Origin of the sequence: Pseudomonas sp. Root401 (assembly GCF_001425105.1) — a bacterium.
GTDB lineage: Bacteria > Pseudomonadota > Gammaproteobacteria > Pseudomonadales > Pseudomonadaceae > Aquipseudomonas > Aquipseudomonas brassicacearum.
Window position 1 is genome coordinate 187,487 of sequence record NZ_LMDO01000064.1, and the last position, 12,310, is coordinate 199,796.

The window sequence follows — 12,310 nt, forward strand, 5'->3', positions numbered from 1 at the left end:
TCAGGCAAAACAGACAAACAAAAAAGCCGCGAAGCCCTGCACAGGCGTCGCGGCTTTTTTTCAAGCGATCAGCGGTCGTTCTTGATCGAAGAGCTGGTGGCGTTGGTCAGGCCCTTGGTGTTGTGGGTACCTGGTGTAGCGGTGGAAATCGCCGATGCCTTGGTCAGGCCACGGGTATCACGGTCGTTGGCGATGCTCGAGGTCAGCGAAGCCTTGCTGGTGCGGTCGGTGCGAGTGGTGCCGGTGTGCTTGCCGCTCAGGCCATGATCGCGGGTGCGGGTACCGGCATGGTCGCTGGCCAGTCCTTTGCCAAGGCCGCTGGAGTCACTGGACTTGCCATTGCCCTGGCCGCCGCCGATGCCACCACCGTGGCCGCCGCCGTTTCCTCCACCGTGACCGCCACCCCCACCATTGCCACCACCACCGCCGCCACCACCGCCATTGCCTGCGGCATAGCTCGAACCGATAGGCGACAACTCAGCAGGCAGCAAGGCCGAGGCACCGAACGCCAAGGCACAGACAGCAACGGCGATGAGGGATTTCTTATGTTTGGACATGATGTCTCCGAAAGACAAAAACAACGGTTGAACCTTTAAGACTCAAAGGTTCAACTTTTGTTCGTGACCGTCCGACCAAGTGAACAGAAAATTCACTGTCGATTTTTCGGTGGAGTCGTCCCGGACACGGTTCTATGCTCAGGCCCATGAACCTACACGACTCGCTGCTCCCGCCCCATGCCGAGATGGTCCGCGCCATGCTCGAACGAGACACCGCCTACGAGGGGGTGTTTTTCACTGCGGTCAAGACCACCGGTATTTTCTGTCGCCCCAGCTGCACCGCGCGCAAACCGAAACCGGAGAACGTGGAGTTCTTCGCCCATGCCGACGAAGCCATGTCGGCCGGCTACCGGGCCTGCCTGCGCTGCAAGCCGCTGGACGCCGCGGCCATCGCGCCGGACTGGATCCAGGCCCTGCTCAAGGCCGTGGACGCCGAACCCGACCTGCGCTGGACCGACGCCCTGCTATTGGAGCAGGGCATTGAACCGCTGAAATTGCGCCGCTGGTTCAAGCAACATTTCGGCATGACCTTTCACGCCTATCTGCGCACCCGTCGCCTGGGTATCGCCCTGGGCGGCATCAAGGACGGCAGCTCCATCGACAATGCCGCGTTCGACTCCGGCTATGAGTCATTGAGCGGTTTTCGTGATGCCTTCGTGAAATCCTTCCACATCACACCGGGTCGCGCGGCCCTCAGCGAACCGTTGTTATTCACCCGCCTGACCACACCGTTGGGCCCCATGCTGGCCATGGCCGAACGACGAGGCCTGGTGCTGCTGGAGTTCCTCGACCGCCCGGCCCTGACCAAGGAGCTGGAAGAGCTGCAGCAACGCTACGGCTACACGGTTGCGCCGGGGCACAACGCTCATTTGCAACAGATCGAAACCGAACTGGCCGACTATTTCGCCGGCAAGCTCACGGCATTCAATGTCCCGCTGCACATGCCCGGCAGCGCCTTCGCCGTGCGAGTCTGGGCTGAACTGCAGAAGATCCCCTACGGCGAAACCCGCAGCTATGGCGGCATCGCCGCGGCCCTGGGCAGCCCTGACGCCAGCCGCGCGGTGGGCCTGGCCAACGGGCAGAATCGCTTGGCCATCGTCATTCCCTGCCACCGGGTTATCGGTGCGGATGGCTCGTTGACCGGCTATGGTGGCGGACAGCCGCGCAAGGCGTTTCTGCTGCGGCTGGAAAAAGCCGCCGTGCAGGTTTCGCTACCTCTGGCGTTTTGAACGCCCCGGAGAACAAATACCCGATGCCTGTGCCCTACCACGACGCCAGCGCCTGGCTGGCAAGTCTCGACGAAGACTGGCGACGTCACGTCGAGGCGATCGGCCCTTGCCTGCTGCAACCCAAGCCGGCCCGCGATCCCTATGAAGCCCTGGTGCGAGCGATTGCCTACCAGCAACTGCACGCCAAGGCGGGCGATGCGATTCTGGGTCGGCTGCTGGCGTTGTTCACCCCGGGCTCGTTTCCCAGGCCTGAGCAGATACTGGCAACGGACTTTGCACAACTGCGCAGCTGCGGATTTTCCGCCAGCAAGATCGCGACGATCCAGGGCATCGCCCAGGCGACGCTGGACGCCATCGTGCCGGATTACGCCACAGCGCGGGCAATGGCGGATGAAGCGTTGATCGAGCGCCTGGTCAGCTTGCGTGGTGTCGGACGCTGGACCGTGGAGATGCTGCTGATCTACAGCCTGGAGCGACCAGACATCCTGCCGGCCGATGACTTTGGCGTACGCGAAGGCTATCGACGGCTCAAGGGGTTGGCGCAACAGCCCAGCCGCAAGCAGATGGTGGAGATCGGGCTGGCCTGGAGCCCTTATCGGACGGTGGCGGCGTGGTATTTGTGGCGGGTGCCCGGCCGCTAGACCCTGTCATCGTTCATCGCGAGCAAGCTCGCTCCCACAGTTGATCTTCAGTGTCCACAAATTGTATCTACACAGACCCCCCCCTGTGGGAGCTTGCTCGCGAAGGCGGTCGCATGGTCACCTTCAATTCAACTGTCAAGACACAAACTGTCTAGGCTGTACTGAGTCATTTCCAATCCCACTGGAGGTTCCCCATGCAACTAGAAGGATCCTGCCACTGCGGCGCGGTGTCGTTCACCCTCGACAGTGCTCACCCCTACCCCTATCAGCGCTGCTACTGCTCGATCTGCCGCAAGACCCAGGGCGGCGGCGGTTTTGCGATCAACCTGGGGGGTGATGCCCAGAGCATGAAGGTGCGCGGTCGCAAGCACATCTCGATCTACCACGCACGACTCAAGGATGAAGGCGATCAACGCGCCCATCGCAGCAGTGCCGAACGGCATTTCTGTTCCTTGTGCGGTTCGGGGTTATGGCTGTTCAGTCCTGAATGGCCGGAGCTGATTCACCCGTTTGCCTCGGCCATCGACACACCGCTATCGGTGCCGCCGGAGCACACCCACCTGATGCTGGGTTCCAAGGCGCCGTGGGTGGAAGTCGAGGCGCATCCGGGCGACCTGCAGTTCGAGGTCTACCCCCAAGAGTCGATTGCCCAGTGGCATGAACGCCTGGATTTGAGTCGTTAGGTTGCTTCACACTCTTTGACAATTTCCCGACAAAACTGTCAAAGATTGCCCTCCGGCAACTGCCTAGCATGGGCGCATCCAACTTCCATCCGGGTGCTCCCATGTTCCGTTCGCTGTATCTGTCGTTGACTTCATGCGGCCTGCTTCTGCTCTGCGACTCATCGCAGGCCGACGACTGGCGTTACAGCTTGCGGGCCGGTGCCGCCAGCGTGCCACGTTACAGCGGCAGTGACGAAAGGACCGTAGCACCCGCGTTGGGTGCGGAGATCGTCAGCCCCTATGGCGTTTTTCTCGATACCGACAAGGGCGTGGGCTGGGCGTTTGACGAAGAGGACTTCGGTTTGCGCGTGTACATCGGTGCCAGCGATGTGCGCAAGGATCGCAAGCACGGGTTCAAAGGCTCGGATGAACTCAACGGCATGGGCTCGATCAAGTCCCGGCCGGTGCTGGGGTTGGATGGGACCTATCAAATGGGGCCGATCGTCCTTGAGGCCAGCTTCGAACATGCGCTGGAAGAAGATGACGACAACCGTGATACCGGCTCCGCCTGGAACCGGCTGAAACTGAGCCTCAGCATGCCGTTTTACGAGGGTCGCCATGGCAAGCTCATGGGCAGCCTCAACAGTCAATTCGGCGACGGCGACTATGTCCGTACCTGGTATGGCGTCAGCGCCGCCCAGGCTTCGCGCAGTCAGTTCCGGGCCCACGACACCCATGGCGGGCTGGTGAGTCGCGGGGCGGATTTGACCTGGTCATTACCGCTCGACGAACAATGGAGCGTCTCGACGGTGCTGGCCGTGCAGTACCTGGCCGGCGACGCAGCCCGCAGTCCGATTGTGGAGCGGCGGATGCAAGCGTCGTTGGTTGGCCAGGTGGTTTATGCCTTCTGAAGAGAAGGCTCCCTCGCGAATGCGCCCGATCTAATCAAGGTGCGCCCAAGTCATGCGGAACGATGCCCCGCCCCAGGGCGAGTCCGTTACTTCCACGTGCCCGCGATGAGATTGCGATACCCGTCGCACCAGCGCCAGACCCAGGCCAAAACCTCCGGTGCGACGGTCGCGGCTGGCGTCCAGGCGCGAGAACGGCTCAAAAATTTTCTCCCGCCCGTCCAGTGGCACGCCCGGCCCATCGTCATTGACTCGCACCTCATAATGATCACCCACGCGCGTCAATGACACCTGCACCCGCTCATCGGCGTAGCGAATGGCATTGCGCAGCAAATTGATCACCGCACGGGCCATGAAGCGTGGCTCGATACGGACCACCTCGACCGGACATTCGGCAATCAACAGCTGCACCCCGGCGGCCTCCGCCTCCAGCGCCACACTGCCCACCACACTGTCGAGCCAATCGCGCGCCTGGATGTCCTCCCGGACAATCACCGTGGCGCCCTGCTCCAGGCTGGCATATGTCAGCAACTCGGAAACCATTTCTTCCAGTTCGCCGAGATCGGCGTACATGTCGTCAATCAACTCGCGGTTCTGGCTCGGATCGGGCTGCTGCTTGAGTTGATCCAGTTCAAACGACAAGCGTGCGATGGGCGTTCGCAGCTCGTGGGAAACCGCGTTGGTGAGCTCGCGCTGATTGGCGATCAGGCCCTCGATGCGCGCCGCCATCAAATTGAAATGCTCGGCCAGGTCGCGAATGTTCGAACGCTTGGACAACTGAATACGCACCGACAGATCGTTGCCGCCAAAGCGCTCGGCCGCCAGGCGCAGTTTCTCAAGGTCGCGCCAGTGAGGTCGCACCCAGAAAAACAGCACGAAACCGATCATGATCGCGACCATCATGTAGGCCACGGTGATATAGAACGGCATCAGGCTCGGCTCTGCCGGCAGCTTGATGCTCAGTAGCTGCGAACCGTCGTCAATGCGCGAGATGAACTGTGTGTACTGCTCACGCATCACCACACGCCCCTGGGCCAACTCGGCTTGCTCCTGAGGGGCCAGGGCCAGCTGATCGCGCTCGACCAAGGCCAGGCCCAAGCCATAGTGAGGCCGCACGGTTTCCAAGTATCGCTCCCGGGCCGAACCGTCCAGGCCACGCAGTTGCTCGACCAACGACCAGGCCTGGCCACGCACCGCCTCTTGGTTGTAATGCTGCATCTCACCGTCAAGAAGCGCATCGAAGGTGCGCTCAACCGTTTGCAACGCCAGCACCAAGCCAATCGTCATGACCAGAAAGAGTCCCAGGAATAACCGCAGCATCTACAGCTCCCACCCAAACGGATTGAACAGGTAACCCTTGCCCCAGACGGTTTTGATCCGCATCGGCTCCCGGGGATTGTCGTTGAGCTTGGCCCGCAGCTTGCTGACATAGACATCGACGCCACGATTGAGACCGTCGAAGGCAATGCCACGCATGCGGTTGAGAATGTCATCGCGCGACAGGATCTTGCCTGCAGCGCTTGCCAGCAGCCACAACAGCTCGAACTCCATGGTGGTCAGCTCGACCAGGTCACCGGCCAGTCGCACCTCCCGACTGCTGCGGTCGATGGACAATCGTCCGAACTCAAGAGCACCGCGCACGTTGATGTCTGGCACTTGCCGACGTTGCAGCGCCCGCAGGCGGGCCAGGAGTACCGCAGGCTTGATGGGTTTGATCACGTAGTCGTCGGCACCGGATTCCAGGCCGAGGATATGGTCCACGTCATCTTCCTTGGCCGTCAGGATCACGATCGGGGTATCAGCGACGTTGCGGATCCCGCGGCACACCTGCAACCCACTCTGCCCCGGCAGCATCAAATCGAGCACCACCACTTTCGGCTCGAATGCCAGAAACGCCGCCAGCGCCAGGTCGCCTCGGTGCTCGATACGCACCTCGAAGCCATGTTGAGATAGAAAGTGCGCGATCAACCCGGCGAGCCTTTCGTCATCCTCCACCAGCAACACTTTGCCCGAACCCAGGTTATCCATAACAACCGCCTGCCAACCCATGATTGAAGTGGCCGCATTATGGCGCCAACCGACCACGGGGCGGGTATTGCAGACAGCAAAAACCGGCCTCATGGGCCGGTTTTCAACGAAGTTTCATGTTTTTAAGAGTTTTTAACAATTCAGGCCGGCATCGGCACACCGCTGTGGAAACGAAACTCCACATCCGGCGATTCGATCAGCTCCCGCTCGGCCTCACGGACCTTGTCGATCACCTGGGCAATGTCCTTGGCGTCGCCGTACTGGTAAGCCAGTTTCAGGTAACCCTGGAAATGCCGGGCTTCGCTTTTCAGCAAGCCGAAATAGAACTTGCCCAGTTCCTCGTCCAGGTGCGGGACCAAGGCCTCGAAACGCTCGCAACTGCGGGCCTCGATGAAGGCGCCGACCACCAGGGTGTCCACCAGCTTGACCGGTTCGTGGCTGCGTACCACCTTGCGCAGCCCCGAGGCATAACGCCCGGCGGAGAGCTGGCGCAAGCCGATCTTGCGCTTTTTCATCAAGCGCATGACCTGCTCGTGATGCACCAGCTCTTCCCGGGCCAGGCGCGACATCAGATTGATCAGATCGACGTGGGAGTGGTATTTGGCGATCAGGCTCAGGGCGGTGCTGGCCGCCTTGAACTCGCAGTTCTTGTGGTCGATCAGCAGCGTTTCCTGATCCGCCAGTGCGGCCTGGACCCAGGCATCGGGGGTGCGGCAACCAAGGAATTCGTGAATTTCGGGAAGATTCATGGGGCTCACGGAAAAAGGTAGTCGAGCGAAGGGCGCCGATTATACCGGCCTGCCCCCAGACCACCAGCCACCGCCGTTGATATGCATCAAGTCGAAGACTCCTCCACAACAACTAGACTGCCTCACAACAACTATAGTTGAGCAACGCCAGCCTTTTCATTGCAGGAGAACGCCGATCATGCAAGCCATTCGCAGCATCCTGGTGGTTATTGAGCCCGAACATTCGGAAAGCCTGGCGCTCAAGCGCGCCAAACTGATCGCCGGGGTGACCCAGGCCCACCTGCATCTGCTGGTGTGCGACAAAAAGCATGACCATGCCGGCCTGCTCAGCGTGCTGAAGGCCGCACTGCTGGCCGACGGCTACAGCGTCACCACCGAGCAGGCCTGGAACGAAAGCCTCCACGAAACCATCATCGACGTGCAGCAGGCCGAAGGTTGCGGGCTGGTGATCAAGCAGCACTTCCCCGACAGCCCGCTGAAAAAAGCCCTGCTGACCCCGGCGGACTGGAAGCTGCTACGCCATTGCCCAACCCCGGTGCTGCTGGTGAAAACCGCCGGCTCCTGGAAAGACAAGGTGATCCTGGCGGCCGTCGACGTTGGCAATGCCGACGGCGAGCATCGCCACCTGCACACCACCATCATCGATCATGGCTATGACATCGCCCTCCTCGCCAAGGCGCACCTGCATGTGATCAGCGCCCACCCCTCGCCGATGCTCTCGTCCGCCGACCCGACGTTCCAGCTCAAGGAAACCATCGAAGCCCGTTACCGCGAACAATGCCGGGCGTTCCAGGCCGAGTTCGACATCGATGACCAGCACCTGCACGTTGAAGAAGGCCCGGCGGACGTCTTGATTCCGTACATGGCGCGCAGACTGCAGGCGGCGGTGACGGTGATCGGCACCGTGGCCCGCTCGGGGTTGTCCGGGGTGCTGATCGGCAACACCGCCGAAGCCGTGCTCGACACGCTGGAAAGCGACGTGCTGGTGCTCAAGCCGCAGGAGGTCGAGGACCATCTGGTGGAGTTGGCAGTCAAGGACTGACACGTCAACCTGTGGCGAGGGGATTTATCTGTGGGAGCAAGGCTTGCCCGCGATAAAAACGACGCGGTCTCCCTGGAACCGAGGCGCCTGCATCGCGAGCAAGCTTTGCTCCCACAGCGGGGCGGTGCGACGTTTCGCTAAATCCCCTCGCCACAAAAAGCTGTCAGCCGCCAATCGCGTCCTTCAGGAACCCCGGCGCGATATAGCGCTGGTAATGGGCTTCGGACAGAAGGAAAAACTCCCGATCAATGGCATCGCGCAGGTCTGGCAGATCCCAGTCACGAAACTCCGGCATCAGCACCATGCCGTAGGCCTCCAGGTTGTTGATCACCCGCGCGCCCCGGGCGATCAACTGATAGGCCCAGCAATATTCCGACTGGTGCGGCACAAAGCGGATCTTGCGCGACTCCAGTTGCTGGCGCAGCAATACCGGGTCGAAAACCTCCAACTTGGCCACCATCACCTGCACCAACAACTGCTCGAGCCGCATCCACACCGCGCGTTTTTCGTCCTCGTTGTAGCCGTTCCAGTGAATCACTTCATGGTGGAACCGCTTGCAGCCACGGCACACCAGGTCACCGTAGACAGTGGAGCAAAGGCCGACGCAGGGGGTCTTGATGAGCTGGTTGGGCATAAGGAAACGCACACGCAAAAGCAGGACAGGCCGGCATGTTAGCCCTTTGTCTAAGATTGATCACCCCTCAAACTTCCAGGCCCAACTTACCTTTAATTTTTTTTTCCCGTAGAATCAGCCAGCCTTTTAAGGCGCCAATGTCCGTTAGAAGCTGTTTTCAAAGCGTCACGAGCACAGTCGTTCCTTCAGAGCGGTGTTGGCGAAGGGTCTTTCCAGCGGGGAAAGCCCAACGCCAACCCTCATCAGCTCCCCGTTCTGCAGGCGTAAAACTTTGAAAGCAGCTTCTGTGAGGAACGTGCGGAAACTCTGGCGTGGTGGCTCAAAAAGCCGCCGACGCGCATGAGTACCGTGGGTTCCTGGATGAGCGTCCCGGACACCCATTTGGGACCACTGATGAGGGTAATAACTGTGCTTGAAGCCTACCGCAAACATATCGAAGAGCGTGCAGCCCTGGGTATCGTTCCCCAGCCGCTTAACGCCGAACAAACCGCAGGCCTGATCGAGCTGCTGAAAAATCCTCCGGCTGGCGAAGAAGCTTTCCTCGTTGACCTGATCACCAATCGCGTTCCGCCTGGAGTCGACGAGGCTGCCTACGTCAAGGCCGGCTTCCTGTCCGCCCTCGCCAAGGGCCAGGCCCAATCCCCTCTGCTGGACAAGAAGCGCGCCGTTGAACTGCTCGGCACCATGCAGGGCGGCTACAACATCGTGACCCTGGTGGAACTGCTGGACGACGCCGAACTGGCGCCGGTAGCCGCCAAGGAACTCAAGCACACCCTGCTGATGTTCGATGCCTTCCACGACGTGGCTGAAAAAGCCAAGAACGGCAACGTTCACGCCAAGGCCGTGCTGCAATCCTGGGCCGACGGCGAGTGGTTCAAGAACCGCCCGGTGCTGGCCGACAAGATCAGCCTGCGCGTGTTCAAGGTCACCGGCGAAACCAACACCGACGACCTGTCCCCTGCTCCAGACGCCTGGTCCCGCCCGGACATCCCGCTGCACGCCCTGGCCATGCTGAAAATGGCCCGTGACGGCATCGTTCCGGACGAGCAAGGCAAGACCGGCCCGATGAAGCAGATCGAAGAAATGCGCGGCCAAGGCTTCCCGATCGCCTACGTCGGTGACGTGGTCGGCACCGGTTCCTCGCGTAAATCGGCGACCAACTCGGTGCTGTGGTTCTTCGGCGACGACGTTCCTTTCGTGCCGAACAAGCGCGCCGGCGGTTTCTGCTTCGGCAGCAAAATCGCTCCGATCTTCTACAACACCATGGAAGATGCCGGCGCACTGCCTATCGAGTTCGACGTTTCGAACATGAACATGGGCGACGTGATCGACCTGTACCCGCATGCTGGCAAAGTCTGCAAGCACGGTACCGATGAAGTCCTGACCACCTTCGAAATGAAGACCCCTGTGCTGTTGGACGAAGTCCGTGCCGGCGGTCGTATTCCGCTGATCATTGGCCGCGGCCTGACCGAGAAGGCTCGCGCCGAGCTGGGTCTGCCAGCGTTCGACCTGTTCAAGAAGCCTGAAGCCCCCGCTGAAAGCACCAAGGGTTTCACCCTGGCGCAGAAGATGGTCGGCAAGGCTTGCGGTCTGGCAGAAGGCCAAGGCGTACGTCCTGGCACCTACTGCGAACCGAAAATGACTACCGTGGGCTCCCAGGACACCACCGGTCCAATGACCCGTGACGAACTGAAAGACCTGGCGTGCCTGGGCTTCTCGGCTGACCTGGTGATGCAGTCCTTCTGCCACACCGCGGCCTATCCAAAGCCGATCGACGTGACCACCCACCACACCCTGCCTGACTTCATCATGACCCGCGGCGGCGTTTCCCTGCGTCCGGGCGACGGCATCATCCACTCGTGGCTGAACCGCATGCTGCTGCCAGACACCGTGGGCACCGGTGGTGACTCGCACACCCGTTTCCCGATGGGCATCTCGTTCCCGGCCGGTTCCGGCCTGGTCGCGTTCGCCGCTGCCACCGGCGTCATGCCGCTGGACATGCCGGAATCGATCCTGGTGCGTTTCAAAGGCAAAATGAAACCTGGCATCACCCTGCGTGACCTGGTTCATGCCATTCCGTACTTCGCCATCCAGAACGGTCTGTTGACCGTCGAGAAGAAAGGCAAGAAAAACGCCTTCTCCGGCCGCATCCTGGAAATCGAAGGCCTGGAAGGCTTGACCCTGGAACAGGCTTTCGAATTGTCCGACGCCTCGGCCGAACGTTCGGCTGCCGGTTGCACCATCAAGCTGTCGAAAGAGTCGATCACCGAGTACCTGCAATCCAACGTCACCCTGCTGCGCTGGATGATCGGCGAAGGCTACGGTGATGCACGTACCCTGGAACGTCGCGCCCAAGCGATGGAAGCCTGGATCGCCAACCCGCAACTGATGGAAGCCGATGCCGACGCCGAATACGCCGAAGTCATCGAAATCGACCTGGCCGACATCAGCGAGCCTGTGCTCTGCGCGCCAAACGATCCAGACGACGCCCGTCTGCTGTCCAGCGTTGCTGGCGAGAAGATCGACGAAGTGTTCATCGGTTCGTGCATGACCAACATCGGTCACTTCCGCGCTGCCGGCAAGCTGCTGGAGCAGGTCAAGGGCCAGCTGCCAACCCGCCTGTGGCTGTCGCCGCCGACCAAGATGGACGCTCACCAGCTCACCGAAGAAGGCTACTACGGCATCTACGGCAAGGCCGGTGCACGGATGGAAATGCCAGGCTGCTCGCTGTGCATGGGTAACCAGGCACGCGTCGAGCCGAACTCCACCGTGGTGTCGACTTCGACCCGTAACTTCCCGAACCGTCTGGGTGACGGCGCGAACGTCTACCTGGCTTCGGCCGAACTGGCGTCCGTTGCTTCGATCCTGGGTCGCCTGCCGACCGTCGAGGAGTACATGGAATACGCCGGCAAGATCGACAGCATGGCAGCGGACGTGTACCGCTACCTGAGCTTCGACCAGATCGCCGAGTTCCGTGAAGCGGCTGCAAACGCCAACATCCCGGTCGTTCAAGCCTAAAGCTTAAAACGCCCAACTAAAAACGCCGCCCTTCTTGCGAGGGGCGGCGTTTTTCTATTTCAGGGAATGCCTTTTTGTTGGGGACATATCCGTTGCTGCGGTAACGGCTGCTTAGGGTTCCGCCCTGACGGCGGCTCACTTTTGAAAAGCGCAAAAGTAAGCAAAACGCTCATGCCCCACCACTCGACACCTCGCTTAGGCTCGGTGTGCCCTCACTCCGGCATTGCTCCGTGGGCCCGCCGCGAAGGGCCATCCATGGCCCAGCGCGGCTAACCCGGCATCCATGCCGGGTTGCCCACTCCACAATGCCTGCGTTCGGCCANTGCTCCGTGGGCCCGCCGCGAAGGGCCATCCATGGCCCAGCGCGGCTAACCCGGCATCCATGCCGGGTTGCCCACTCCACAATGCCTGCGTTCGGCCATCGTGGTTAACGGGGCGCCGAGATCAACGTCCGCCCCGAGGCGGCCTGGTAGCCGACCTGGTTCTCCTGGTCGTACACCCATCAGATCTGTGGGAGCAAAGCTTGCTCGCGAGGCGGCCTAACAGCCGGCCTTTTTCTGGCGGCTCTACTTTGATCCAACTGTGGGAGCGAGCTTGCTCGCGATGAGGCCAGCACATCGAACCTCACCGCAAACTGACACACCGCCTTCGCGAGCAGGCTCGCTCCCACAGAAGAAACGCGGCCCCACCAAGAACCAGGTCGGCCGTTAGGCCGCCTCGCGGTGGACGTTGATCTCGGCGCCCCGTTAACCACGMTGGCTGAACGAAGGTATTGCGCAGTGGGCAACCCGGCATGGATGCCGGGTTAGCCGCGCTGGGCCATGGATGGCCCTTCGCGGCGG

Annotated in this window: 11 protein-coding genes; 6 read left to right on the top strand and 5 right to left on the bottom strand. The window is 61.1% G+C overall.

Annotation, left to right across the window (positions count from 1 at the left end; translation table 11 throughout):
* Positions 1 to 68 precede the first annotated feature (68 nt).
* Positions 69 to 557: a hypothetical protein gene (locus tag ASC85_RS33475; protein WP_057452243.1), complete on the bottom strand. Its 489-nt coding sequence runs from the start codon at positions 555 to 557 to the stop codon at positions 69 to 71.
* Between the two features lie 146 nt (positions 558 to 703).
* On the opposite strand from ASC85_RS33475, the gene ASC85_RS28120 reads away from it, so the two are divergent.
* The 4 genes from ASC85_RS28120 to ASC85_RS28135 all read left to right on the top strand — a co-directional run bounded on the left by ASC85_RS28120 (position 704) and on the right by ASC85_RS28135 (position 4,000).
* Positions 704 to 1,786, top strand: a complete 1,083-nt coding sequence (locus ASC85_RS28120) for a bifunctional transcriptional activator/DNA repair enzyme AdaA (protein WP_057452244.1) — start codon at positions 704 to 706, stop codon at positions 1,784 to 1,786.
* A 23-nt stretch (positions 1,787 to 1,809) separates the two neighbouring features.
* Entirely contained in the window at positions 1,810 to 2,427 is a 618-nt protein-coding gene (locus ASC85_RS28125; protein ID WP_057452245.1) for a DNA-3-methyladenine glycosylase family protein, read from the top strand.
* Positions 2,428 to 2,621: 194 nt separating this feature from the next.
* Positions 2,622 to 3,110: a GFA family protein gene (locus tag ASC85_RS28130; protein ID WP_057452246.1), complete on the top strand. Its 489-nt coding sequence runs from the start codon at positions 2,622 to 2,624 to the stop codon at positions 3,108 to 3,110.
* Positions 3,111 to 3,211: 101 nt separating this feature from the next.
* Positions 3,212 to 4,000: a MipA/OmpV family protein gene (locus ASC85_RS28135; RefSeq protein WP_057452339.1), complete on the top strand. Its 789-nt coding sequence runs from the start codon at positions 3,212 to 3,214 to the stop codon at positions 3,998 to 4,000.
* A gap of 30 nt (positions 4,001 to 4,030) precedes the next feature.
* Here the strand turns inward: ASC85_RS28135 and ASC85_RS28140 are convergent, their stop codons facing one another.
* The 3 genes from ASC85_RS28140 to ASC85_RS28150 form a co-directional block, all read right to left on the bottom strand.
* Positions 4,031 to 5,317, bottom strand: a complete 1,287-nt coding sequence (locus ASC85_RS28140) for an ATP-binding protein (protein ID WP_057452247.1) — start codon at positions 5,315 to 5,317, stop codon at positions 4,031 to 4,033.
* Positions 5,318 to 6,025 carry a winged helix-turn-helix domain-containing protein gene (locus ASC85_RS28145; RefSeq protein WP_057452248.1) on the bottom strand — a complete coding sequence of 236 codons (708 nt, stop codon included), beginning with the start codon at positions 6,023 to 6,025 and terminating at the stop codon, positions 5,318 to 5,320.
* 140 nt (positions 6,026 to 6,165) lie between these two features.
* Complete coding sequence (locus ASC85_RS28150; protein ID WP_057452249.1) at positions 6,166 to 6,774, bottom strand: tRNA-(ms[2]io[6]A)-hydroxylase; 609 nt, start codon at positions 6,772 to 6,774, stop codon at positions 6,166 to 6,168.
* 178 nt (positions 6,775 to 6,952) lie between these two features.
* Here ASC85_RS28150 and ASC85_RS28155 point away from each other — a divergent pair, with 178 nt between their 5' ends.
* Complete coding sequence (locus ASC85_RS28155) at positions 6,953 to 7,816, top strand: universal stress protein (RefSeq protein WP_057452250.1); 864 nt, start codon at positions 6,953 to 6,955, stop codon at positions 7,814 to 7,816.
* A gap of 163 nt (positions 7,817 to 7,979) precedes the next feature.
* On the opposite strand, the gene ASC85_RS28160 is transcribed toward ASC85_RS28155, so the two are convergent.
* Positions 7,980 to 8,450 carry a DUF1289 domain-containing protein gene (locus tag ASC85_RS28160; protein WP_003202781.1) on the bottom strand — a complete coding sequence of 157 codons (471 nt, stop codon included), beginning with the start codon at positions 8,448 to 8,450 and terminating at the stop codon, positions 7,980 to 7,982.
* Positions 8,451 to 8,858: 408 nt separating this feature from the next.
* Between ASC85_RS28160 and acnB the strand changes: the two genes are divergently transcribed.
* Positions 8,859 to 11,468, top strand: coding sequence for a bifunctional aconitate hydratase 2/2-methylisocitrate dehydratase (gene acnB, locus ASC85_RS28165; protein WP_057452251.1), 2,610 nt, complete (start codon positions 8,859 to 8,861; stop codon positions 11,466 to 11,468).
* Positions 11,469 to 12,310: the final 842 nt, after the last annotated feature.

Bases quoted from the DNA above. Each gene is read 5' to 3' on its own strand.
- ASC85_RS33475 (WP_057452243.1), bottom strand. From the start codon at position 557: ATGTCCAAACATAAGAAATCCCTCATCGCCGTTGCTGTCTGTGCCTTG.
- ASC85_RS28120 (WP_057452244.1), top strand. From the start codon at position 704: ATGAACCTACACGACTCGCTGCTCCCGCCCCATGCCGAGATGGTCCGC.
- ASC85_RS28125 (WP_057452245.1), top strand. From the start codon at position 1,810: ATGCCTGTGCCCTACCACGACGCCAGCGCCTGGCTGGCAAGTCTCGAC.
- ASC85_RS28130 (WP_057452246.1), top strand. From the start codon at position 2,622: ATGCAACTAGAAGGATCCTGCCACTGCGGCGCGGTGTCGTTCACCCTC.
- ASC85_RS28135 (WP_057452339.1), top strand. From the start codon at position 3,212: ATGTTCCGTTCGCTGTATCTGTCGTTGACTTCATGCGGCCTGCTTCTG.
- ASC85_RS28140 (WP_057452247.1), bottom strand. From the start codon at position 5,317: ATGCTGCGGTTATTCCTGGGACTCTTTCTGGTCATGACGATTGGCTTG.
- ASC85_RS28145 (WP_057452248.1), bottom strand. From the start codon at position 6,025: ATGGATAACCTGGGTTCGGGCAAAGTGTTGCTGGTGGAGGATGACGAA.
- ASC85_RS28150 (WP_057452249.1), bottom strand. From the start codon at position 6,774: ATGAATCTTCCCGAAATTCACGAATTCCTTGGTTGCCGCACCCCCGAT.
- ASC85_RS28155 (WP_057452250.1), top strand. From the start codon at position 6,953: ATGCAAGCCATTCGCAGCATCCTGGTGGTTATTGAGCCCGAACATTCG.
- ASC85_RS28160 (WP_003202781.1), bottom strand. From the start codon at position 8,450: ATGCCCAACCAGCTCATCAAGACCCCCTGCGTCGGCCTTTGCTCCACT.